Source organism: Lacinutrix mariniflava (assembly GCF_001418015.1).
In the GTDB taxonomy this organism is placed as follows: domain Bacteria; phylum Bacteroidota; class Bacteroidia; order Flavobacteriales; family Flavobacteriaceae; genus Lacinutrix; species Lacinutrix mariniflava.
Genome location: NZ_LIQG01000026.1, coordinates 202,400 through 227,782, shown reverse-complemented (window position 1 = coordinate 227,782; position 25,383 = coordinate 202,400). Strand labels below are relative to the sequence as shown.

Annotated in this window: 22 protein-coding genes; 10 read left to right on the top strand and 12 right to left on the bottom strand. The window is 32.3% G+C overall.

The annotated features are described in order from the left end of the window. Positions 1-143: 143 nt before the first annotated feature. From ASC44_RS07990 to ASC44_RS07940, 11 genes are all read right to left on the bottom strand, one after another. A complete protein-coding gene (locus tag ASC44_RS07990) occupies positions 144-797 on the bottom strand; it encodes a hypothetical protein (RefSeq protein WP_055447085.1) in 654 nt (217 codons plus the stop codon). 1 nt (position 798) lies between these two features. Continuing rightward, positions 799-1,626 (bottom strand): hypothetical protein, encoded by an 828-nt coding sequence (locus ASC44_RS18320; protein ID WP_055447084.1) that lies wholly within the window; start codon positions 1,624-1,626, stop codon positions 799-801. Continuing rightward, positions 1,587-1,925 carry a hypothetical protein gene (locus tag ASC44_RS07980; protein ID WP_055447083.1) on the bottom strand — a complete coding sequence of 113 codons (339 nt, stop codon included), beginning with the start codon at positions 1,923-1,925 and terminating at the stop codon, positions 1,587-1,589. The genes ASC44_RS18320 and ASC44_RS07980 overlap by 40 nt, the downstream gene beginning before the upstream one ends. Before the next feature lie 219 nt (positions 1,926-2,144). After that, positions 2,145-3,323, bottom strand: a complete 1,179-nt coding sequence (uxuA, locus tag ASC44_RS07975) for a mannonate dehydratase (protein WP_055447082.1) — start codon at positions 3,321-3,323, stop codon at positions 2,145-2,147. Positions 3,324-3,336: 13 nt separating this feature from the next. Beyond that, positions 3,337-4,149: an SDR family oxidoreductase gene (locus ASC44_RS07970; RefSeq protein WP_055447081.1), complete on the bottom strand. Its 813-nt coding sequence runs from the start codon at positions 4,147-4,149 to the stop codon at positions 3,337-3,339. A gap of 47 nt (positions 4,150-4,196) precedes the next feature. Continuing rightward, complete coding sequence (locus ASC44_RS07965) at positions 4,197-5,291, bottom strand: type I phosphomannose isomerase catalytic subunit (protein ID WP_055447080.1); 1,095 nt, start codon at positions 5,289-5,291, stop codon at positions 4,197-4,199. Positions 5,292-5,314: 23 nt separating this feature from the next. Further along, on the bottom strand, positions 5,315-6,568 hold the full coding sequence (locus ASC44_RS07960; RefSeq protein ID WP_055447079.1) for an Nramp family divalent metal transporter: 1,254 nt from the start codon (positions 6,566-6,568) through the stop codon (positions 5,315-5,317). A 292-nt stretch (positions 6,569-6,860) separates the two neighbouring features. Further along, entirely contained in the window at positions 6,861-7,430 is a 570-nt protein-coding gene (locus ASC44_RS07955; RefSeq protein WP_055447078.1) for a hypothetical protein, read from the bottom strand. 348 nt (positions 7,431-7,778) lie between these two features. After that, positions 7,779-8,540 carry a Cthe_2314 family HEPN domain-containing protein gene (locus tag ASC44_RS07950; RefSeq protein ID WP_055447077.1) on the bottom strand — a complete coding sequence of 254 codons (762 nt, stop codon included), beginning with the start codon at positions 8,538-8,540 and terminating at the stop codon, positions 7,779-7,781. Positions 8,541-8,704: 164 nt separating this feature from the next. Beyond that, entirely contained in the window at positions 8,705-9,151 is a 447-nt protein-coding gene (locus ASC44_RS07945) for a hypothetical protein (protein ID WP_055447076.1), read from the bottom strand. Between the two features lie 154 nt (positions 9,152-9,305). After that, on the bottom strand, positions 9,306-10,598 hold the full coding sequence (locus tag ASC44_RS07940) for an aminopeptidase P family protein (RefSeq protein ID WP_055447075.1): 1,293 nt from the start codon (positions 10,596-10,598) through the stop codon (positions 9,306-9,308). Between the two features lie 180 nt (positions 10,599-10,778). Here ASC44_RS07940 and ASC44_RS07935 point away from each other — a divergent pair, with 180 nt between their 5' ends. The 8 genes from ASC44_RS07935 to ASC44_RS07900 all read left to right on the top strand — a co-directional run bounded on the left by ASC44_RS07935 (position 10,779) and on the right by ASC44_RS07900 (position 22,199). Further along, positions 10,779-13,619 carry a VPS10 domain-containing protein gene (locus tag ASC44_RS07935; RefSeq protein ID WP_083476264.1) on the top strand — a complete coding sequence of 947 codons (2,841 nt, stop codon included), beginning with the start codon at positions 10,779-10,781 and terminating at the stop codon, positions 13,617-13,619. A 57-nt stretch (positions 13,620-13,676) separates the two neighbouring features. Then, the gene (locus ASC44_RS07930; protein WP_055447074.1) at positions 13,677-15,353 is read left to right on the top strand and encodes an alpha/beta hydrolase-fold protein; all 1,677 of its coding nucleotides are present in this window, start codon (positions 13,677-13,679) and stop codon (positions 15,351-15,353) included. 111 nt (positions 15,354-15,464) lie between these two features. After that, positions 15,465-16,151 carry a succinate dehydrogenase cytochrome b subunit gene (locus tag ASC44_RS07925; protein WP_055447073.1) on the top strand — a complete coding sequence of 229 codons (687 nt, stop codon included), beginning with the start codon at positions 15,465-15,467 and terminating at the stop codon, positions 16,149-16,151. Positions 16,152-16,166: 15 nt separating this feature from the next. Beyond that, positions 16,167-18,179, top strand: coding sequence for a fumarate reductase/succinate dehydrogenase flavoprotein subunit (locus ASC44_RS07920; RefSeq protein WP_055447072.1), 2,013 nt, complete (start codon positions 16,167-16,169; stop codon positions 18,177-18,179). 49 nt (positions 18,180-18,228) lie between these two features. Next, positions 18,229-18,591, top strand: a complete 363-nt coding sequence (locus tag ASC44_RS07915; protein ID WP_206542780.1) for a four helix bundle protein — start codon at positions 18,229-18,231, stop codon at positions 18,589-18,591. A 43-nt stretch (positions 18,592-18,634) separates the two neighbouring features. Further along, on the top strand, positions 18,635-19,381 hold the full coding sequence (locus ASC44_RS07910; RefSeq protein WP_055447070.1) for a succinate dehydrogenase/fumarate reductase iron-sulfur subunit: 747 nt from the start codon (positions 18,635-18,637) through the stop codon (positions 19,379-19,381). Positions 19,382-19,489: 108 nt separating this feature from the next. Beyond that, positions 19,490-20,425, top strand: a complete 936-nt coding sequence (locus tag ASC44_RS07905) for a M28 family peptidase (RefSeq protein WP_152973295.1) — start codon at positions 19,490-19,492, stop codon at positions 20,423-20,425. 4 nt (positions 20,426-20,429) lie between these two features. Continuing rightward, a complete protein-coding gene (locus ASC44_RS07900) occupies positions 20,430-22,199 on the top strand; it encodes a MutS-related protein (protein WP_055447069.1) in 1,770 nt (589 codons plus the stop codon). 277 nt (positions 22,200-22,476) lie between these two features. Here the strand turns inward: ASC44_RS07900 and ASC44_RS07895 are convergent, their stop codons facing one another. Continuing rightward, entirely contained in the window at positions 22,477-23,373 is an 897-nt protein-coding gene (locus ASC44_RS07895) for a thioredoxin domain-containing protein (RefSeq protein ID WP_055447068.1), read from the bottom strand. A 178-nt stretch (positions 23,374-23,551) separates the two neighbouring features. Between ASC44_RS07895 and ASC44_RS07890 the strand changes: the two genes are divergently transcribed. Together ASC44_RS07890 and ASC44_RS07885 are read left to right on the top strand one after the other, a co-directional pair. Next, positions 23,552-24,529 (top strand): sensor histidine kinase, encoded by a 978-nt coding sequence (locus ASC44_RS07890; RefSeq protein ID WP_241491418.1) that lies wholly within the window; start codon positions 23,552-23,554, stop codon positions 24,527-24,529. 143 nt (positions 24,530-24,672) lie between these two features. After that, positions 24,673-25,368 (top strand): LytR/AlgR family response regulator transcription factor, encoded by a 696-nt coding sequence (locus ASC44_RS07885; protein ID WP_055447066.1) that lies wholly within the window; start codon positions 24,673-24,675, stop codon positions 25,366-25,368. The last annotated feature ends 15 nt before the right edge of the window (positions 25,369-25,383 follow it).

The window sequence follows — 25,383 nt, the reverse complement described above, 5'->3', positions numbered from 1 at the left end:
TTCAAGTTTCTAGAAACGACTTTGACAACATTGATAATCCTCTCTATTTTCTACTATAAATCACGTTCAGTGCTGTGAGACCAAGATCTCGTTTTCAAGTTGTTGTGAGTATCTCTAGATTGTTCTTTGTTGGCCACTGGGCTTTAATCGAATGTTGTTATTATTTTTGTTGTTCTTAAAAACTTACCTGTTATGCCATCTATCCAATATACTTTAGTGTCTTTTTGTTCGTACTCTTCATTTCCAACTAATGAAACTGCCCATTTTGGTTTTTCATTTGGAAATTCATTTAAATCTACACGAGATAAATTAAAACCTGTTACTTGATATTTTTGAATTTCCTTTTTAGCTATTTTTTTTACTATTTCAATAGCTTCTGCCCAACAAATACTATACCCTTTTTCGTAGTTAATTACTTCGGTAATATTTCCTTTTTGGTCATAAGAAGTTTCTTTTTCTATTCCTGTACTACTAGAATTTCTCAAGAAAAATTTAATATTACTAATTTTTCCATTCGGATAGTAGTTAATCCATTTAGTTAAACTTGTTTTATTGTCTGTTTTGCCAATTAAATCATTTTGTATTTCAATCGTGTAATTTCCTTTTTCAATAAAAACAACTCCTTTTATAGAAAGTATACTATCATATTTGGCGCTGTTAAAAACCATTTCTTCTGTAGTAATTTTAAAAATAGGGTCGTCATAATAACAAATATCATTATTGGTTAGATATTCTTTAGGAACAGAAGAGCAACTAATTAGAAAAACGCCTAAGAGTAAAATATATAAATATTTCATATTATTTTAGTTTAGAATATCCTTGTAATTTTTCCCATTGCCATTTATAGGTGTACTTTTTTGTATTTTCGTAATCCATGTAATTGTCTGTTTTGGTGTCTTTAAATTTATGTGTACTACTAAATGTATGGTTTAAACCTAAAGCATGCATTACTTCGTGTATAATGTTTTCAGATTTAATATTTCCATCATCATCTAATACTAAATAAGCAATACCAGTGCCTGTTGGAGATACACCACCAGCCATTTTAAAAGTTCCATCCTCTTTAATATCAGAAGTATTAATGCATTTTTGGTTGATAAAATAAACAGTTAATTTATTTACATCTTCATTGTGGTTACTACTAACAAAACTTAAAATGACACTTTTTTTACTACGCTCAATATAGTTACCTATCGTTGAATGTTTTTTTAAATAGCCACGTTCTGTTAGTTTTTCAGTATCTGTACTAATATCTACTAAAGCAGCTTCATTGTTTGTAATAGTAACATCTATTAAAGCAGGATTTAAACCTTTTTTAAGATAGTCCTTTATTTTTGAATAATTTATTTTTCTTGCTAAATCGTTTTTGTCTTTTTGTCTCCCCTGTATTTCTATAAAACACCATTCAAGGTCAATGGTTTTAGGTTTAGGGTAAAAAATATTTAAAGCGCCAACAGTTAATTCGTTGTCAGCTCTTATAAGAAGTTGAAGTGGATTTTGGTTGTTGTTTTTACAGGTAATGGTCACTTTTTTAGCATCTTTTAGATTCTCTGGCTCAAAGGTAAAATCGTCGTGTGAATTAAAACTTATTGTTTCATAGTCCTCTGCTCTATTTTTTTTGTCCATTCTAGTTCAAGTTCAACAGTTTGGTCTTTTCTTAAACTTAACCAATTGGGTATATATTCTTCGCCAAGTATTTTTTCAGAAAGCGGCTTATATTCATCTTTTAGTTTTTGGTAGTCAGACTCTACAATGCCTTTATCTGGAATGGTATCAAAACCAAAAGTTCCGTTTTTTACATCACTATTTTTAGCTTCTATTTCAATTTTGAAAGGTTGTTTTTCGCCTCTAGGTTGTAAATACCTTGTTAAGGTTTGTCCATCTTCAAAAGTTATTCTAAAACCAGTTTTCTTTAACCTTACCATTAGTCTTTATTTTTTTATTCGTTTAATATTTCTCTGATAAAAAATCGTTTTAATGTTTTTTATCAAGCGTTAAACGAAGTTCGACTATTTTTTTTACAAAGTCAAATTTTTTAAAATCAGTAAATTAAGGTAGAATAGATGTCGGTAAATACTGTTTTAAAAAAAACAAAAACGCCACATAAATTGTGGCGTTATATTTCTTTTTAAAACAGTAATTATCTAGTTTAAGCTTCTAGAAATTCCATAAGCTAAACCTCTAATTTCTGCTAAACCTCTTAGTCTACCAATACCAGAATATCCAGGATTTGTAGTTTTTTTTAAGTCGTCTAACATTTGGTGTCCATGATCTGGTCTCATAGGTATAATAGCATCTGCCATACCTGCTGCTAAACGCCTTTTTTCTTCTTTTAAAACTTCGGTAACAATACTAAACATATCTACATTACCTTCTAAATGGTTGGCTTCGTAAAAATTACCAGCGGCATCTCTTTGTGTGCTTCTTAAATGTAAAAAATGAACACGATCTGCAAAGCGTTTAAATATGTTTACCAAATTATTGTCTTCTCTAACGCCTAGTGAACCTGTGCAAAATGTAATGCCGTTAGCTCTATCTGGTACTTGTTCAAATAAATAAGCATAATCTTCTTCAGTACTCACAACTCTTGGTAATCCTAAAATAGGCATAGGTGGATCGTCTGGATGAATACACATTAACACCTTGTTTTGAGAAGCAATAGGTATTATTTCTTTTAAAAAGGCGACTAAATTTTCTTTCAACTTGTTAGAGTCAATGTCATTGTAAGTATTTAAAATGGTTTGAAACTGCTCTAAAGAGTAACCTTCTTCAGCACCTGGTAAGCCGGCAATAATATTATTACTTAGGTTTTTAATTTCGGCTTTAGAAAGTGTATTAAAATAAGCTTGAGCATTATTTTTTTCGGTTTCGTTATAAGAAGTTGATGCTCCGGGTCTTTTTAAAATAAACAATTCGAAAGCTGCAAATGCAGTTACATCAAAACGTAATGCTTTAGAGCCGTCTTCAACTTCAAAATCTAATGCTGTTCTTGTCCAATCTAAAACAGGCATAAAATTATAACAGACTATAGAAATACCACAGGCTGCTAAATTTTGAATACTTGTTTTATAATGGTCTATATATATATTAAAATCGCCAGAACGTGTTTTAATATTTTCGTGTACAGGAATACTTTCTACAACACTCCATGTTAAACCAGCGTTTTCTATAGTTGCTTTTCGTTCTTTAATAGCTTCAACCGTCCAAACTTGCCCGTTTGGAATATGATGTAAAGCCGAAACAATTCCTGTTGCTCCCGCTTGTTTAATGTCTGATAATGATACTGTATCCTTCGGACCGTACCAACGCCATGTTTGTTCCATTGTTTTCTATTTTTTAAACACCACTAAAAGCACTAAATCCACCATCGATAGGAATAATAATTCCTGTTACAAATTTTGAAGCTTCAGAGGCTAGGTAATGAATAGCTCCATTAAGTTCATCAGCATCACCAAAACGATTCATTGGTGTGTTTTTAATAATTGTATTGCCTCTATCGGTATAACTTCCGTCTTCATTGGTTAACAAAGCTCGGTTTTGATTTCCTATAAAAAAGCCAGGTGCTATTGCATTTACACGTAAACCATCTCCATATTTTTGAGCTAACTCAACAGACATCCATTTTGTAAAATTGTCTATTGCTGCTTTTGATGCCGAATAACCCATTACTCGAGTAATAGCTCTGTCTGCAGCCATAGAAGACACATTAATAATAGTTCCTTTTTTGTTTTTAGCCATTTCTTTTCCAAAGACTAAAGACGGAATAATACTTCCAAATAAGTTTAAATCTATAACTTGTTTAAACTGCTCGACATCAACATCGAATACCGACTGATCAGGACCAACTGTTGCTCCCGGTTTGTTTCCACCTGCAGCATTTATTAAAGCATCAATTTTACCATAAGTATCCATGATTTTTTTTGCTACTTCTTGCAAGCTCTTCTCTTCAACAACATTACAAACATAACCTGCAGCATGTTCATTAATAGTTTTCAGCTCTTTTACAGCAGCTAATAATGGTTCTTCTTTATAATGTAATAAAATTACCGTTGCTTTATTTTCTGCTAAATATTTAGCAATTCCACCACCAAGAATTCCACAACCACCAGTGACTAGGATTACTTTATGTTCTAGATTAAATAAATTCATTTGTGCTTTTAAATTTTAATTATTAGACAGTAATTGTTTGTTTTCCCTTAGTTTGGAGGATAACAAAGTAATATTTTTGATGGGCTTTTAGAGCTGAAAGTAATTTCAGGAATGGCAGCAGAAATAAAGATTTCATCACCTTGAGTGTAGTCGTAATCTTTACCATTACAATGCATAACACCATCACCAGAATAGATAACAGCAGCATAAAAACTGGAGTTGCCTTTAATAGTATGCTTACCGTCTAAAAGCAATTCGTTTAAGCCAAAACAATTGGTGTGTTTTTCGTTAAACAAGGTTTTTAGGGTAAACTCATTACTACTTTCTATAACTTCAGGAGTTATTTTCCATGCGTTTAAAGCTTGCTCTAAACTGTAATTATCGTAATGAAAACACTCTAGCATTTTTTCTTCACCAACACCTTGATGTATTAATTCTGGACCAATTTTTAGATTATTAGGTGTCGTTTTTTCAACACGCATGGTATAATCTGTAGGTTCTTGAACTTCCATTAAAAAACAACCGCTTCCTATGGCATGTGGTACGCCTCCATAAATCATGAAAGCATCACCTGCTTTTACTTCAATTTTGTGTAAACAATCTAGTAAGCCTTGAATGTTTTGGTTTTCAAAATGCGTTCTCCATTCTTCTTTTGTAACATGCTCTTTAAAACCCATGTAAACAACAGGTTTCTCTCCGTCTATTTCACGTGTATTTAATACGTACCAAGATTCGGTTTTACCAAATTCAGAATTAAAAACTGTTTTTGCATATTCTTTATCAGGATGTACTTGTACGGTTAAACGTTCTACAGAGTCTAACATTTTAATAAGTACGCCTGTTGTTCCGTATTTATCAGCAAGGGCTTTACCTAAATATAATTCTTTATTAGAGTCTATTAATTGCTTTAATGGTAATGTTCCATCTGGAGTTTCTATAAGAGACAAGCCTTCGTTTTCTGGTCTGTCTTTTCCACGTGCAGTAATGGTAGACATTATCCATTCTTCGGGCATGCTGTTATCAATTTCTGGTGATGTTTTTTTCCAGTTATCTATTAAAGCACCACCTTGGTAAGTTCTCCAAACTCTGTTAGAAAGTTGTTTTAAAGGTACGTGTGCGTATTGTTGTAAATTATCACTCATGTTCTCTTTTGTGTACGTTTGTGTTACTGTATAAATTTAATTAATCCAATTAAAGCGACATAGAGCATATAACAGTTAAAAATTAAAGTTGCTCCTAAGGCTATATTCATCCAAAGTGATGTTTTATGGCCTTTCATAACGTCAGATTTATTTATTAGAATTAATAAGAATAGCGTTATTAATGGCATAACAAATGGACTTAATGCTTGCGAGGCGATTAAAATCCAAACAGGTTTACCGCCTAAAACGGGAATAATTAAACCACACAATGCGACTATTACTACTATAAGTTTGTATAACGGTTTTTTCATGTTACGTGGTGTGCCAGTATAATCTGCAATCAACCACGGAAATAATAAAAGGTTTGGAAAAATTGAAGATAATCCTGCTCCAATAATACCTAAGGTAAATAATGTAAGTGCAAAATCTCCAGCCCATGGTCCTAATGCATGCATCATATCTGTTGCGTCGTCTACAGGTGTGCCGCTAAAATATAGTGTTCCTGTTGCGCTAATCATAATGGCTAGACTTATTAAAAAAGTTAATACCATAGCAGACATTGCGTCTTTGTTTTCCTTTTTTAAATCTTGTAATCCCCAACCTTCTTCTTGGACTAAAATACTACGTGATGCTAAACAAACACCGCCCATAGTTGTACCTACTATTCCGGCAATTACAAGTCCCGAATTGTCTCCAGTTGGCAATTGAGGGAAAAAATCGATAATAGCTTTTCCAGATTCTTTTAAAACCATAATACTGGTAAAAATAAAAGCGAGCGCCATAAAGCCTACCATAATACTCATTGCTTTAATAAAATACTCGTGTTTACCAGTCCAGAAAAGACCAATTAAAATAGCGATAAAGAAAATAGCAATAGCAGGTTTATTTAAAAAGGAAATTGAGGTTTTTACAGAAATCCATTCTAGAGATACTTCTGCAACTACGCCCATAACACCTATAACCGATGAAATTATGGAAACACCCAATGCAACAACAATAAAAATGGTGAGTGGTTTTCCAAACATTTTTTTAAAATTGAACATTAATGTTTCTCCAGAAACGATAGTTAATTTACTAATTGAAATAAGAAGAAAATAAGTAAAAAAACAAGAAAGCAAAAGTGCCCAAGACAGACTTAAGCCATATTTAGCACCAGAAACAACCATAGAAGTTACACTTCCGGTTCCTACTACATAACCTATTATAAAAAAAGCTGGTCCAAAATCTTTTAGCTTCTTTTTAAATTTTTCTGAAAAGGTAATAATATCTGTTGCCATACTTAAATTGATTTAGTATTAAATAAAGCTTGGCTGATTGTGTAGTTAATTTTTTTGAAATGGTACTAACTATAAACATAATTGGTTTACCAAACTGGTTTACCAAATATAGAGACTTAATTTGAGTTTAGGAAATCTTAGGTGTTAATTTGAGGATTGGGTAGGTTGTGGGTTACTTTAATGTGTTTGTTTATAGTGTGAAAGGCTTTGTTTGTGGATTTTTAGAGTGCTGGTTTATTGTTTCTAGTAAATAGAAAATACTAGAATAGAATTGAAGAAAGGAGTGGTTAGCTTACTTTTTGTTATTCAACGGAAATGTAATACCAACAGCAAATGCTCCAACAAATTGTTTAACCGATGGTTGAAAATAATAAGAAAAGGCTAAATCAACATTGTTGTTTTTTCCTAATTCTAGTCCTAATGATAAAGGGATGTGATAAATAATACCACCTTTATCGATGTTATCAATGACTGTAAATGTTTCAAATTTCCCAATTGAAGTTCCTATTCCAATTTCAAAGTATGGTGCAATCCAAGGAATTGGTGCGCGAACTCTTGCTTTTCCACCAAGTAAAATGGCTTTGGATTCTGCTCTTTCGTTAGTTGGTTTGTCGTTTATATCTTTTCCGCTTGAACTTGTCGAAATAAAACCTGCATAAGGCCTTAACTCGAACCAAGAAGCTACTTTTAAAACTAATTCTCCTTGTACAAATAAACCACTATCAGCAATTTCATCAACACTATTAAATGGTACGCTTACGCCGTATCCAATTTGCGCATTTATAGATTTTTCTTTTATAAACTGAGCTTCAGCTAAATTTGAAGTTAAAACTATTAGTAATAATATTAGAATTTTTTTCATAATGTGCTCCAGTAGAAATAGGTTCAATGTTTTATTTATCGGTAAACGAAGTTAGTTGTTTTTGTAAAGAAACTCAATTTTTATATTGTAAGTTGATTGCTTAATTTAATCATAAAAAAAGCGAGCTTTGGGCTTTCTTTTTATGTTTCGTTTAGCGTCTCGTATATGAAACGTACCGTGTAAAAGGATACTATCGTTTCGGATTATACACGAGCCGAATTTTTAAATTTTTCTGTTATCTTTATTTTACTAAAAGCCAAATTTTAAAATTTGGCGGTCTTAGTAAATACATAAAAACTTCTCGTAAGGCCTTTAATATATATGATTTATGTGCATTATTGCCCGCGGTTATTTTCGAAATGTTTGTATTTTCGTTTCAAATTCTATGAGCGATAATGAGAACAATTTAGTAATATATTTCTTTAATTCAGTTGTATTTGATTCAACAAGTTCCAATCTATTTTTAACTGCATCTTTCATATGATACTTTAAAGTGTCTTCCGAGAACATTGGTTCTTCTCCTTCATTAACTGTATTTGATAAAAAATAAAACTGTGCAACTCGGTCAATTTCGCTATCATTAAATTCTCCACGATGCATTATCCTGTTTCTTATTCCTTTAATATCTTGAATTTGTTTGTCCAATTTTTTTAATAGTTCGACAGATTTCGTTTGCCGAGTATGTTTGTTTTCAGATAGATGTCGAAGTGAATTTAATTTTATCGGAATTCCAAGTCGATAAATCTCCGCTGTGAATGCAATACATTGGTCTAAAACCGTTGTGATTTTTAAAAAGTGATTTTCTAAATGATATTGAAGGTATTTAGGATGATTTATCCCATACTCGTTATGAAACTTCCTGCCTGGAAATCTCCTCATAAATACTGGAATAAATTCAAGCTGTTCAAATGTGAATATTATGTTCGTCATCGGTTTTGCAACTGAAGAGATATATTCATCTTGTTCTGTTTCTTTATAGTCGATTTTTTGTTCAACTTTTCCATTTACGATTTCAGTACTTCTTCCAATAATTTCACCTCGCATTTTACTCACTTTGCTTACAAAATCAGTTTTTTCAAAAGGTAAATCGTATTGTTTTTTCTTTATCAACGGTTTTTTTCTAATTGTTTACAATGTTTCGTTAATATAAAATCATTTCAATGTCTTATATCATACGTCAAACGAAGTTCGACTATTTATAATCAAAACTCAAGTTTCAAGAAACAAAAAAAGCGAGCCTAATAAGCTCGCTTTTTTTAATTCGTTTTGTGTGTTTATTTAGTAATTTGGGTTGGACCTTCACACGACCAAAGTATTTCATCGTCCGTTGTCATGCCATCATGAGCGGTATGAGTAAAGTTGCCTGAAAAAGATTGAAGACTTTCAGAGTAGGTGTAGTTTCCAGAAAATTGATAAGCGCGAACTTGCGTTACAAATAGCATTTCAATGTTAAGGTTGTTTCCATTTAAAGTATATGATGACAAAGTTAAGCTTCCAGTGTTTTCAAAGCTTACTGTGTTGTCTGATAAAAAATAAAATGGAGTAGGGCTTTCTCCACCTTGAAGGAATCCATCTTCATTTGTACAACTAGTAGAGTCTTGTCTTAGAAAAAACCAATCGCCATCTAGGATGCTTGATTCGTTAGTTTGTTGATTATCATCGTCTGAAGAGCATGATGTCATTGACGCTAAAACAAATAAAATAAATAATTTTTTTATCATAATTAATATCTTTTATTAAATTGGGTTTAAAAAAAATGCAATTTAGGTTTTTCTTATAAAAATAAAAAATGAATTTATTGTAAAAAAAAGGAGCCACTTCTAAACAAAAAAAAGCGAGCCTAAAGCTCGCTTTTCTTCTATATAACAAAAGAATTTATTTATTCATCAAACTCTCAATCTCTTCAACTTCAATCGGGATATCACGCATTAAATTAAAAGGTGCTCCTGTTTTTTGTATAACCACATCGTCTTCTAATCTAATACCAAAACCTTCATCTGGAATATAAATTCCTGGCTCTACAGTAAATACATTGTTTGCTTGCATAGGTTCAGTTAAAATACCGTAATCATGCGTGTCTAATCCCATATGGTGAGACGTGCCATGCATAAAGTATTTTTTGTATGCTGGCCAATCTGGATTTTCATTTTTAACATCAGCTTTATCAAGTAAACCTAAGCCTAAAAGTTCGCTAGTCATTAATTTACCAACTTCAACATGGTAATCTGCCCAAATAGTTCCAGGAACTAACATTTTTGTAGCATCATTTTTTACTCTTAAAACAGCATTGTAAACCGCTTTTTGTCTGTCGTTAAACTTACCAGAAACAGGAATAGTACGCGTCATATCACTTGCGTAATTTGCGTATTTAGCACCAGCATCAATTAATATTAAATCACCAGCTTTACACTCTTGATTATTCTCTATATAATGTAAAACGTTAGCGTTGTTTCCAGAACCTACAATCGGAGTGTATGCAAAACCATCAGAACGGTTGTTTAAAAACTCGTGCATAAACTCAGCTTCAATGTTATATTCCATAACACCAGGCTTAACAAAATTTAAAACACGTCTAAAACCTTTGTTAGTAATATCGCAAGCCGTCTGGATTAAGTCTAATTCTATCTGGTCTTTTACAGAACGTAAACGCTGTAAAATTGGGTTGCTTTTTGCAACACTGTGCGCAGGATATTTGTTTTTTATCCATGTAGTAAAACGGTCTTCTCTAGTTTCCGTTTCTACATTTGCTCTGTAGTGCTCGTTTGTATTTATGTAAACAGTTTCAGCTTGTGTCATCATTTCAAACACTACTTTTTCTAAATCTTGTAACCAGTAAACGGTTTTAATTCCGCTAGTTGCAAAAGCAGCATCTTTAGTTAATTTTTCACCTTCCCATACAGCAATATGTTCGTTAGTTTCTTTTAAAAATAAAACTGCTCTGTTTTTAGGATTCGGACAATCTGGAAAAAGCACCAAAATACTTTCTTCTTGATCTACGCCACTTAAATAAAAGATATCTCTATGCTGCTCAAAAGGCATTGTGCTATCGGCACTAATAGGATAAATATCGTTAGAGTTAAAAAACGCAATACTTTTAGGCTTCATTTGAGCACCAAAGTTTTTACGGTTTTTTATAAAAAGGGCAGAATCTATTTTGTTGTATTTCATGAAAAACTTGTTTTTCATTCCCATGAAAATGGGAATCTTATTAATGTATATCAGCTATAATTTTTCCGTCAAGCGGAAATACTTAGCAAGTGTAAAAATAACATTTTATTGGTTAAAAGCATTTCTGTTTTGCTCAGATTTAACATAATCGTTACCTTCAAACTTTTAAAAATACATTTTATGAAATTCAATATTTTTTTAGCTTTATCTTTTTTGGTTATTCTTAAAACCGAAGCACAACAACCTCAAATAAATGCCGAAGCTGTACAACAAGCACTTCAGCAAAAAGCAGTGTTGCAAATGGAGTCTTTAGTAAAAAATGTTCCTTTTAAAAATATTGGACCAACAGTAATGAGTGGTCGTGTGGTGGATTTAGCAGTAAACCCTGAAAATCCTGCAGAGTTTTATGCTGGTTATGCTTCTGGAGGTGTGTGGCATACTACAAATAATGGTACCACTTTTACACCAATTCTAGACAGTGCGCAAACGCAAAATGTAGGCGATATTGCTGTAGATTGGAACACGCGAACAATTTGGGTGGGTACAGGAGAAAATAACGCTTCTCGATCGTCTTATTCGGGAATTGGTATTTTAAAGTCTATTAATAATGGCGAAACTTGGGAGCATGTAGGTTTGCCAAACTCTCAGCATATTGGTCGTATTTTAATCAATCCAAATAATGTAAACGAAGTTGTAGTTGGAGTTACTGGTGCCTTGTATTCCAAATCTGAAGACAGAGGCATTTATAAAACTAAAGATGGCGGAAAAACGTGGAGCAAAAACTTATTTGTCGATAATGTAAGTGGTATTATAGATGTGCAACATGCACCAAATAACTACAATGTTATGTTTGCTTCGTCTTGGACTAAAAACAGAAAAGCATGGAATTTTGATGGTAGCGGAAATAATTCGGCTATATATAAAAGTACAGATGCTGGAGAAACTTGGGAAAAAGTATCTACAGAAAACAGTGGTTTTCCAACAGGAAATGGTGTTGGTAGAATAGGATTGGCAATATACAATGATACTACTATTTATGCATTGCACGATAGTCAGTTCAGGAGACCTTCCGAAGGGAAAAAAGAAGAAACAAGAGGTCTTAAAAAAGAAGATTTTAAAACCATGAGTACTCAAGATTTTTTAAGTCTTGAAGATAAAAAGTTGAATGCCTTTTTAAAAACAAATGGTTTTCAAGAAAAGTATAGAGCCGAAAACGTAAAACAAATGGTACGTAGCGGAAACGTAAAACCAATAGATTTAGCGCATTATTTAGAAGATGCTAATTCTATGTTGTTCGATACGCCTGTAATTGGAGCTGAGGTTTATAAAAGTACCGATGGTGGTAAAACATGGCAGAAAACACACAACGATTATTTAGACGATTTGTATTATAGTTATGGGTATTACTTTGGTGAAATTAGAGTAGATACGCAGAATGTAGATGGTATTTACGTAATGGGAGTGCCCATTTTAAAATCTAAAGATGGCGGAAAAACCTTTACGTCTATTAGTAAAGAGAATGTACATGCAGATCATCAAGCACTTTGGGTAAATCCTAAAAAATCTGGACATTTAGTTAATGGTAACGATGGTGGTGTAAACATAAGTTACGATGATGGTGAAAACTGGATAAAAAACAACTCGCCAGCAGTTGGGCAATTTTATGCTATAAATGTGGATAACCAAGAACCTTATCGTGTGTACGGTGGTTTGCAGGATAATGGTGTTTGGGTTGGTGCGCATGATGCGCCAGAAGATAAGAGATGGCACCAAACAGGTATGTATCCTTGGGAGTCTTTAATGGGAGGCGATGGTATGCAAATTGAGATTGATAATCGTAATTCGGATATTGTGTACACAGGTTATCAATTTGGTAATTATTATAGAATTAATAGAGAAACTGGTACGCAAAAATACATTCAGCCAAAGCATGAATTAGGTGAGACACCTTACCGTTTTAATTGGCAAACACCTATTCATTTATCAAAACACAATCAAGATATTTTATATTTAGGAGGCAATAAATTAATGCGTTCTATGGATAAAGGAGATACTTGGAAGTCAATTTCTCCAGATTTAACGCAAGGCGGAAAAAAAGGAAATGTAGCTTACGGTACTTTAACTACAATTAGCGAATCGGCTTTCGAGTTTGGTTTAATGTACACAGGAAGTGACGACGGACTAATACAAGTAACTAAAAACGCTGGTGGTTCATGGAATAATATTAGTAATGGTTTGCCTAAAGATTTGTGGGTGACTAGAGTTATTGCTTCAAAACATAAAAAGGAACGTGTTTATGTTACTTTAAACGGTTACCGATTCGACGATTTTTCAACCTATGTTTATGTGTCAGAAGACTACGGACAAACATGGAAGTCTATTGCATCAAATATTCCTACTTCGCCTGTTAATGTAATTAAAGAGGATTTTGCAAATGAAGAACTACTGTATTTAGGTACAGATAATGGCGTATACGTTAGTTTTAATAGCGGACAATCTTGGGAGGCTTTTTCTAACGGATTGCCAACGGTAGCAGTACACGATATTGTAATGCACGAAGGGAGTAACGATATGTTAATTGCAACACACGGAAGAAGTATTTACAAAACCAATGTCGAACCGCTTCAAAAAATGAATGCGAGTTTAAAAAACAATACAATTACTATTTTTGAAACAGAAAAGATAAGAGCTAACGGACGTTGGGGAAACAGCTGGAGTAAATGGATGCAGCCTTATGAGCCTTCAACACAGATTAAGTTTTATGCTAATAATTCTGGTAAAAAAGCGATTGAGATTAAAAGCGATAAAAATTCAGTTTTACAAACGATAGAAGTCGACGTTGATAAAGGTTTTAATTATGTGGATTACGATTTAACAATTTCAGAAAAAGGAAGAAAAAAACTATTAAAAGAGAATACTACAATAGATATTAATAAGGCTAAAAACGATAAGTATTATTTGCCAAAAGGAAATTATTTAATTTCTATAGAAAATGTTACTAAAGGTTTTGAAATCGAATAATATTAAAACTGTAACAATAGAGGAATAAATCTATCCTTAATAATAAATATATTTATTATGAAGACATTGTTTATTGGTTTTGCTTTTTGTTTCGTGATGTTTGGTTGTGCTAAACAACAATCTTACACTTCTATTATTGAAGCCGCTCAAGAGTTGTCTCTAGACAAAGATTCTACGGTACATATAAAAGCACTTGAGCTTTACGAAAAAGCATTTGCTAAATATCCAGATAGTATAGACGACTATTCGGTTTACGAAGCGAGTGTTGTTGCTAGTGGTATAAAAGACTTTGATAAAGCTTTTAAATATCTAAAGCCAATAGCATCGCTTGAAGAAGATATGTTTGGTTATCCTGGTTGGGATTATATTTTAGGTGAATATGCTGAAGGTGATTATAAAAACCTAATGCAAGAGGATCGATGGGTAGCGTTAAAAGAAAAAGCAATACTTGATAAAAAGCTGTTTTTTGAAAAATTGAAAACAGATGAAACTGAATTTTTTAACGTTAAAAAAGGTGCAGAGATAAGTGATTTTGAAGCTCCCGAATTGTATAAATACCTCAAATCATCAAACAATTATTTGCCTAAGCAAAAGCAGGATTATTCCATTTCATTTAAAATAAACGATACATCAAGTACGGCTTATTTTGTGCATTTACCCAAGAATTATAATCCTGAAAAGAAATACGCTGTATTATTTTATTTACATGGAGCGGTTAGAGGTAATGTACTTTCAGAGTTTGAAACAAAACTCAATTTAATGTACGATAACGCTAGATATACTAAAAGAGCAGAAGCTGATAATGTTATTTTAGTTTTCCCGAAAGGTGATAAGAATTTTAATTGGATGCTCGGAGATGATGGTTTTTTTATGATTCCAGAAATGGTAAATCAACTTAAAACTGCAATAAATATAGACGATAATAGAGTTCACATTTCAGGACATTCTAATGGAGCAACTGGTTCTTTTTCATACTTGGTAAAACAGCCAACTCAATTTGCAGGCTTTTACGGCTTTAATACACATCCTAAAGTGTATACAGGTGGCACTTTTATAGAAAATGCGTTATCACGTTCTTATATTAATTTTTCTACAGACCAAGATTATTACTATCCGCCAAATGCTAACGACAGTTTAAATAAGTTAATGGCAACTTTAAATGCGGATTATAAAGATTATCGCTATAATGGTTTTCCGCATTGGTTTCCGGCTTTCGAAGCCTCTGAACCAGCGTACGATATTTTATTTAAAGATCTTGTTATTAGAAAAAGGAATCCTCTTCCCAAAGATATTCAATGGGAGTTTGATGATAATAATTATGGAACTGTAGATTGGATTGCAAATGCAAAATTAGATACGCTTCAGTCTAAAAAAAAATGGCAAAAAACCTTGAATTTTGATATTAACAAATGGTTTAAGCTTACCGATAATGATAGCTTAGTAGAAGTTGAGGTTAGTGAGAAAGCATTCGATTTCCCAAGACAGTCAGGTAAAATTAAAGCAGGTTATAGTAATAACGAGTTTAGGGTAGAAACTTCAAGAATTAAATCGTTTAATATTACTATTTCGCCAGAAATGGTAGATTTAAATAAGGCAATAAAAGTATATGTAAATGGGAAGCTTTATTTTAATAACAAGCTAGATTATAATAGAGCTTTTATGTTCTCTAATTGGAAAAGGTATAGAGACAGAGGTCAACTTTGGATTAATTTTATAGAAATAAAAATAGATTAATGGTTCTCTAAATTATACTCATTCTAAATAGTTTTTTAAAAACTAGTAAAATTTGTTGCGAAAGCGTTTGCGCCGTATCTTTGTAGGAACAATACTTTAACTACAAAAATAATGAGCGGAATTTTAAATTCTTCAATAGGAAGAAAGTTTGCGATGGCACTTTCAGCATTCTTTCTAATGTTTTTCTTACTTCAACATTTTTCAATAAACATACTTTCGGTGTTTAGTCCAGAGACTTTCAACGATGTTTCTCATTTTATGGGAACCTTTCCGTTAGTACAATATGTATTACAACCCGTCTTGATTTTCGGTGTTGTTTTCCATTTTGTAATGGGATTTGTTTTAGAAATTAAAAACAACAAAGCAAGACAAATTAGTTATGCAAAAAACAATGGAGGAGCAAATTCTTCATGGATGAGTAGAAACATGATTTGGAGTGGAGCTGCAATTTTAGCATTTGTTTGTCTTCATTTTTACGATTTCTGGTTTCCAGAAATAAACACAAAGTTTATTGTTGGTGATATGTCTGGTCTTATAGATCCAAACAATGCAGCAAGCGGTTACAGATACTTCGAAGAGCTACAACATAAGTTTGTAGATTTATGGAGAGTTGTACTTTATGTAGTTGCATTTGTATTCTTAGCATTACACTTACTACACGGTTTCGATTCGGCTTTCCAGTCGGTTGGAGCAAATAATAAATATACAAAAGGATTAAAAAGATTTAGTAAAATCTATGCAATTGGTATTCCATTAGGATTCATTTTTATTGCATTGTTTCATTATTTCAATCATTAATATACAGAGAGATTTATGGCTTTAGATTCTAAAATACCTCAAGGTCCAATTAAAGATAAATGGACAGATTATAAAAATCATATCGACTTAGTAAATCCTGCTAACAAGCGTAACATAGATGTTATTATTGTTGGAACTGGATTAGCTGGTGGATCTGCTGCGGCTACTTTAGCAGAACTTGGATATAACGTAAAAGCTTTTTGCTTTCAAGATTCTCCAAGACGTGCACACTCTATTGCAGCGCAAGGAGGAATTAATGCAGCAAAAAATTACCAAGGAGATGGTGATTCTACTTACAGATTATTTTACGATACTGTAAAAGGTGGAGATTACCGTTCTCGTGAGGCTAACGTGTATCGTTTAGCTGAGGTTTCTGCAAATATAATTGACCAATGTGTTGCTCAAGGTGTTCCTTTTGCACGTGAATATGGTGGATTATTAGATAACCGTTCGTTTGGTGGTGTATTAGTATCACGTACTTTTTACGCAGCTGGACAAACAGGACAACAATTACTATTAGGAGCTTATTCTGCCATGAACCGTCAAATCGGTCGTGGAAAAATCAAAATGTACAACCGTCACGAAATGTTAGACGTTGTTAAAGTTGATGGAAAAGCTCGTGGAATTATAACACGTAACTTAATTACAGGAGAAGTAGAACGTCACTCGGCTCACGCTGTAGTTCTTGGAACTGGTGGTTATGGTAACGTATTCTTCTTATCGACTAACGCGATGGGATCTAATGTAACAGCAGGTTGGAAAGCACACAAAAAAGGTGCTTATTTTGCAAACCCTTGTTACACACAAATTCACCCAACATGTATTCCAGTTTCTGGAGATCATCAGTCTAAACTAACGTTAATGTCTGAGTCTTTACGTAACGATGGACGTATTTGGGTGCCAAAACACATGAAAGATGTTGAGGCTATTAAATCTGGTGCTTTAAAGCCTAGAGAATTAGCTGAAGACGATAGAGATTATTACTTAGAGCGTCGCTATCCTGCATTCGGAAACTTAGTACCTCGTGATGTTGCCTCTCGTGCAGCAAAAGAGCGTTGTGATGCTGGTTTTGGAGTTAATGCAACAGGTGAAGCTGTATTCTTAGATTTTGCTTCGGCAATTCAACGTTACGGTAAAGAAACTGCTCACGTAAAAGGATTAGACGAAAATGATGCTGCTCTTGTTAAAAAATTAGGGCAAGAAGTAATCAAAAATAAATACGGAAACTTATTCCAAATGTATGAGAAGATCGTAGATCAAGATCCATACAACACACCAATGATGATTTATCCAGCAGTTCACTACACAATGGGTGGTGTTTGGGTAGATTATAACTTAATGACAACCGTTCCTGGTTTATACTGTATTGGAGAAGCAAATTTCTCTGATCATGGTGCAAACAGACTTGGTGCTTCGGCATTAATGCAAGGTTTAGCAGATGGTTATTTTGTATTGCCTTATACAATTGGTGATTATTTATCTCACGATATTAGAACAGGACCAATTTCTACAGATTCGAAAGAATTTGAAGAAGCTGAAAACGATGTTCGAAAACAATTAGAATTCTTTGTAACGAATAAAGGATCTCACTCTGTAGATTATTTCCATAAGAAATTAGGAAAAATCATGTGGAACAAAGTAGGGATGTCAAGAAATGTAAAAGGTTTAACGGAAGCTATTGCTGAAATTAAAGCGTTAAGAGAAGAATTCTGGAAAGAAGTAAAAGTGCCTGGAACTAACGAAGAATACAACGAAGAATTAGCAAAAGCTGGTCGTGTTGCAGATTTCTTAGAATTAGGAGAATTATTCGCTAAAGATGCTTTAAACAGAGAAGAATCTTGTGGAGGACACTTTAGAGAAGATGCAGTAGAGTTAGATGGTGAGCAAAAAGGAGAAGCAAAACGTAACGATGAAGATTTTGCATATGTTTCTGCTTGGGAATACAAAGGAGAACCTAGCGATGCCGTTTTACACAAAGAAGAATTAGAGTTCAAGGATATTGAGTTGAAGCAACGTTCTTATAAGTAGAAATTAGTGAAATAGCGAAGAGGAGTTAGGGAAAAACGATACGGAATTAGTGAGTAGTATAAAATCATATAAAGAGTTAATAGTTTGGCAAAAGTCAATGAAACTGGTAACTCAAATTTATGAATTAACAAAAATGCTTCCTGATGATGAGAGATTTGGATTAACAAGTCAAATGCGAAGATGTTCGGTTTCTGTTCCTTCTAATATCGCTGAAGGCTGGGGAAGATTATCAAGAAAAAATTACATTCAATTCTTAAGGATTTCAAGAGGTTCTTTATACGAGTTGGAAACACAAATATTAATAACAAAACAGTTAAACTATATAAATGATAGCAAAGCAGTAGAAAGTTTGATTATTGAGATTAGCAAGATGCTAAATTCTTTGATAAGAAAACTGGAAGAAAAGAACTAACCTTCTTATCGCTTTTCGCTATTCACTAAATACTAAAATAGTTATGAATTTAACGTTAAAAATTTGGCGTCAAAAAAACGCTAGTGATAAAGGAAGTATGGTTGATTATAAAGTCAGCGATATTTCTCCAGATATGTCTTTCCTTGAAATGTTAGATGTTTTAAACGAACAACTAATTAATAAAGATGAAGAGCCAGTAGCTTTCGATCACGATTGTCGTGAAGGAATTTGCGGTATGTGTTCATTATATATTAATGGAGAAGCTCATGGACCAGATCGTGGTGTAACAACTTGCCAGTTACACATGCGTATGTTTAAAGATGGCGATACTATTACTATTGAGCCTTTTAGAGCCACTGCATTTCCTGTAGTAAAAGATTTAATTGTAGATAGAAGTTCTTTCGATCGTATTCAACATGCAGGAGGATTTATTTCTGTAAATACATCTGGTAATACTATCGATGCTAATGCAACTCCAATTAACAAAGAAGATGCAGACGATGCTTTTTCAGCAGCAACTTGTATTGGTTGTGGTGCTTGTGTAGCATCTTGTAAAAACTCATCAGCAATGTTATTTGTTGGAGCAAAAGTATCTCAATTTGCATTGTTACCTCAAGGTAAAATTGAAGCTACCGACCGTGTTTTAAACATGGTTAAGCAAATGGACGACGAAGGTTTTGGTAACTGTACTAACACTGGAGCTTGTGAAGTTGAATGCCCAAAAGGTATTTCTTTAGAAAATATTGCACGTATGAATCGTGAGTATTTAGGAGCTTCTTTAAAAGGATAATAAGAATAGAACTAACACTCAGAGCAATTGCTAAGAGTCTTAAATAAATAAAAACCCAAGCCACTCGCTTGGGTTTTTTTATTAGCTTTACGTATAATTATTTTTAATATGAAAAGAACATATCCATTATATATATTAGCCTTAGGTATTTCGCTTGTAGGTTGTAAAACACAAACAACAGAGGCGCCAAAAAAGGTTGAGAATACAACACCAATAACCACTTATTCATACTCAACTAAAACCTTACTTAAAAACATTAAAACGTTATCTTCTGATGCTTTTGAAGGCAGAAGAACAGGAACTGAAGGTGCGAAAAAAGCTAAAGATTATATTATTAAAGCTTTTAAACAAGAAGACGTAAAACCTTTGAGAGCAACTTATGGCCAGCCATTTACTTTTGGTAAATATGACGCTGAAAATATTTTAGGATTAATTGAAGGTACAGAACATACAAATAAGTATATAGTTTTATCGGCACATTACGATCACGAAGGAGTAAAAGGCGGAAAGATATACAATGGAGCAGACGATGATGCTTCAGGTATAAGTGCATTAGTCGCTTTCGCAGAATATTTTAAAACCCATCCACCAAAGCATAATGTTATTTTAGCTGCATTCGATGGCGAGGAATTAGGTTTAAAAGGTGCTTACCATTTTGTAAAAGACAATACAATTCAGCAAAGAAATATAGTGTTAAACTTAAATATGGATATGATTAGCCGAAGCGATAGAAACGAACTCTTCGCAGTGGGATCGAGATATTATCCGCATTTAAAACCAACAATAGAAAATTTTAAAGATTTAGGTAAAGTAGATTTACTAATTGGTCACGAAGGATTGGGTGATGGAGATAACTGGACTAATTCTAGTGATCACGCTGCGTTTCATAAAGCAGATATTCCGTTTATCTATTTTGGAGTGGCAGATCATGAAGATTACCACAAACCAACTGATGATTTTGAAAGAATTGATAACCAATTTTATCAAGACGCAGTAGAAACAATTATTCAAGTTTTTACAAAATTTGATGCTATAGAATTATAAAATAATGCAAGATTCAACTCAATATTATCAACAACAACTCGAAACTTATAAAGGAGAAGTTTCAAAATTACACAAGCAACTTACCCTTTTAAGTACTGCTAGACTATTAGCTTTTATAGCTACAATTGTAGTTGTTTATTTTACGTTTAGTAATTGGCAAATAGCTTTAGGATGTGGCTTAATTGGTGTGTTTGTATTTCTATTTTTATTATCAAAACACACAGCTTTAAAGTCTGAATATGCTTTAAAAAAAGCATTACTTGCTATAAATGAAGAAGAACTAAAAATTGGTTCTGGTGACTTTTTTGATAGAAATGAAGGCTTAGAATTTCAAGATTCGCTTCATAATTATGCTTTAGATATCGATTTGTTTGGTCGTGGTTCTTTCTTTCAATTTGTAAATAGAACAGCAACAAAAATTGGAGCATTAGCATTGTCAAATGCACTTAAGGCTAACAATATTTTAAACATAGAAAAAAGACAGGAAGCAATACAAGAGTTGTCTACTAAACCAGAATGGAGACAACATTTTCAAGCTACTGCAAACTTGATAAAAGTAGAAACAAAACCAGACCAAATTGTTTCTTGGTTACACAAACATAAATCATTTTTGCCTAAAGCGTTAAAACGATTGCCATTAGTATTTGTTATTATTTCAGCCTTACTTCTGGTTTTAGGTATTACAAAAGTAATTTCTATTGAGTTTTTCGGATATTGGTTATTAATCGGGCTAGCAGTAACAGGTAAGTATTTAAAAAAGATAAATGATTTAGCTGCAAACACAGATAAAATTAGAGATACGTTTAGACAATATGCTCAACTCTTAAATGCTATCGAAAATGAAACATTTTCTTCAACATTACTTATTGAGAAACAAAAAGAAATTCAATTAGAAGGAAAGAAAGCCTCTTCTATTTTAACAGATTTGTCTAAGGCAATGGATGCTTTAGATAATAGAAATAATCTTATTTCTGCTATTTTTGGAAATGGTTATTTTCTAACAGATATTAAAAACAGTTATGCCATCGAGCAATGGATTGAAACGTACCATGATAAAGTTGAAGATTGGTTTGAAGTGGTTACCTTTTTCGATGCTTATAATAGTTTGGGAAACTACGCTTTTAATCATGAAGAGTATGTGTATTCTGAAATTTTAGAACAAGGCAAACAAACTAAAGTTACCGAATTAGGACATCCTTTATTAAAAACGGAGAAACGTGTAGATAACGATTTTAATATAGAAACGGAACAGTTTTTTATAATCACAGGTGCAAACATGGCTGGAAAGAGTACGTTTTTAAGAACGGTTTCCTTGCATATTGTTATGGCAAATGTTGGTTTACCTGTTTGTGCAAAGACAAGTGAGTATGTTCCTGTAAAATTAATTACAAGTATGCGAACAAGCGATTCGTTAACAGATGATAGTTCATACTTCTTTTCTGAGTTAACGCGTTTAAAATACATTGTCGATGCTATTAAAACGGATAGTTACTTTATTATTCTAGACGAAATTCTAAAAGGCACAAATAGCACAGATAAAGCCATAGGTTCTAGAAAGTTTGTAGAGAAGTTAGTAGCAAGTAATGCTACTGGTATTATTGCTACACACGATTTAAGCCTTTGTGAAATTGAAAAAGAACTCGAGGAAGTTAAAAACTACTATTTCGATGCACAGATAATTGACGATGAGTTGTATTTCGATTATACCTTTAAAAAAGGAATTTGCCAGAATATGAATGCTAGTTTTCTGTTGAAGAAGATGGAGATTGTATAGCTATTTATAGTTTTAGAATGTTCTCGATACAAAATTGAAAAAAACAATTTCACTCGAACTGACAACATGTTTGAGTATAAATTTATTCTGTTACTTCTAGTGATTTTTGAGGCACGAGAAAATTGTATCGAGAAGCATTTTAAATAAAGATAAGTTCTCAATACAATGCTCCTTTAGTCGCATCACTCGAACTGACAACGAGTTTCAATTTAAGATTACTCTGTCACTTCGAGTGATTTTTGAAGCATGAAAAAAGTGCATCGAGAAGCTGTTATTTTTAACTATTAAGCTTCGTTATTTTATCCACCATTTCCAAAGCATTTTTGTCGTTAGGCATTATACTTAATACTTTATAGTAGTTTTTTAAAGCTTCATTGTAATTCTCGGCAACAAAAAAAGCTTCAGCTAAACTATCGTAAACACCAAGCTTGTAAGCATATAATTTTGTGTTTAAATCAAAAACATATAGTGCTTTTTCAATCTGTTTACTTCTTAAAAGGACATAGCCAAAGGTGTTTAATTCACCACTACTTTTTACAAATCTGCCAAGTTTTTTGGTTAAATCTGTTTTAATTGCTTTAAGAGAATCTAACGATTTGTCTTCTAATAAAGAATGCAAGTAATCCACAGCAATATAGTTTTGTCTATAATGATCGGTATTTACTATACTTAGTATATCGTGCTCAAAAGTTTCTTTTGCGTGTTCTACAATTCGGTTAACTTCTTTCCCATTTTTGTAGAAAATAAAAGTTGGCACCCTATGTATGTTTAATCCTTTTTCTTCACCATTTGGACCTTGTTTGTAAGCGTCGTCACTTTTGTCTAAAGCAAAAGTTTCTAACTGGTTCATTGGGAAATTTGCAGCTTCTAAAACCTTATAGAATCTTGGAACTTCTTTTTTACTGTCTCCACACCAAGTGCCTAAAAAAGCTTTAATAGTATAGTTTTTTAAGTCTTTTTTAAACGTTTTTACAAGGTTTTTGTTTACAATATAATCGTCGTGGTTTTTATTAAACCAAGTATTAAAAGGAGCAGATTGTAATCCATTTTTGTCTATTTCCCCAAGAAGCATGTCTTTGTTATCTCCATATTTTACTCGTTTGTTTAGAGATTGAGAAAAGCCAAAAGAAAGGCAAAGGCTAAGTATTACTGTGATGATTACTGTTCGTGTCATGATGATTGATTTATTAGTTAAGCCAAAAGTAAAATGAGGAAGAGTCCTTTTCTAAAAATCTGTACAAACAGCACTCTTAAAGTAGCAAACGAAACTAAAACATGTTGTTTGCATTACTAAACATGGTTTTTATACTTCCTTTTTTGATGGTTCAATCAATTCTAAGTACATTTCAAATGTGAAACAATCATTTATTAAAAAACACGGGTCGCAATTATTAGTACACATTCTATTTTGGATGCTTTTTGTGTTTGTATCGTTATCTATTTTTTCAAGGTATTACTGGAAAGAGAATCCTTTTTTACAGTATTTATCTATACTTGTTGTTATTGTTTATGCTAATAACTTCGTCTTATTACCATTTTTTGTAAAGAAAAAATGGTACATACCTTATGTGTTTGTTTTCGCTATTATTTCCTTTTTTGCCACACAATTGTACTGTAATGTATTTGCACAATGCGGTTGTTCTATAATGAAATGCCTCAGTGATTACCTTTGGCAAACGTTGGTTCCACTTATTTTCTTTTCGTTTGTTTGGGTTTTATATCGTTTTATAGATAAGCAAGCTGAAGTTGAGCAAGTAAAAAAAGAACATGCAGAAATGGAATTAAAATTCCTAAAATCGCAAATAAATCCGCATGTGTTATTTAATAATTTAAACACGATTTATTCTTATTCTATAGAAAAGCCAGCAGAAACACCAGAGCTTATTTTAATGCTATCTGATAATTTAAAACATGTGTTGTATGAAAGCAATGCAAAAACCATTTCGCTAGAAAAAGAGCTTCAGTTTTTAGATAATTACATCAAGTTTCAACGCATTAGAACCGAAGGTGTAAAACAGATTTTTTATAAAACTGAAGTAAATTCGGCACATAAAAAAATAGCACCTTTACTATTAATTACTATCATTGAAAATGCTTTTAAACACAGTACATTAAATAGTGATATTTCTATTTCAATTATTGAAAAAGATAGTGTTCTAGAATGTGTGTGTAGTAACGATTACAATAAAGACCAGGTGACTTCAACCGATTTTAAGATAGGTTTGCAAAACTTAGAAAAACGATTACAGTTAATTTATAAAGACAATTATAGTTTCGATATTAAAAAAGCAGAACAGTTTGTTGTGATTTTGAAATTAAATTTAAAATAAAACGATTCTGTCAGTTCGAGTGAAATTGCTTTTTTGCAATTTAGTATCGAGAACATTTTAAAATAGCTTCTCGATACAATTTCGTTAAAAAAACGAAATCACTCGAAGTGTCAAAACGTAACCATTTAGAAAAACATAAACAAATGACCTGTATAATAATAGAAGACGAAATTCCAGCTCAAAACATCCTGAAAAACTTTTTAGGTAAGTTACCAAATATGGAATTAAAAGGTGCATTTCAAGCTGCGATTGAAGCACATTCGTTTTTTAAAAATGAAACTGTAGATGTTGTTTTTTTAGATATTAATTTACCAGATATTTCAGGAATAGATTTTATAAAAACAATAAAAAATCCTCCAGCAATAATAATGACGACTGCATATCCAGATTACGCTGCAGATAGTTTTGCACTAGATACTATTGTAGATTATCTTGTAAAGCCATTTGCTTTCGATCGCTTTTTAAAAGCTGTAAATAAAGCTGAAAACTTTATTAAAAAACCACAAAATACTTCCGAAGAAAATAGTGTTGAAATCTTGTTTTTAAACGTCGATAAAACACATCATAAAATTGTTATTAACGATATTCTTCATATCGAAAGCGATAGAAATTATATTACTGTAATTACAAAAACACAAAAATTATCGTATATCGATTCACTTAAAAATTGGGTGGAGAAATTGCCAAACGAAAACTTTATTCAAATACATAAATCGTTTATTATTAATAAGAATTATGTAGATAAAATTGCTGGAAACGAAATTTTTGTTTCTGGTAATAGATTGCCAATTGGTCGAACTTATAAGCAGGAATTGTTACGTAAATTGAAGATTGGGTAAACCTAATAAAACACT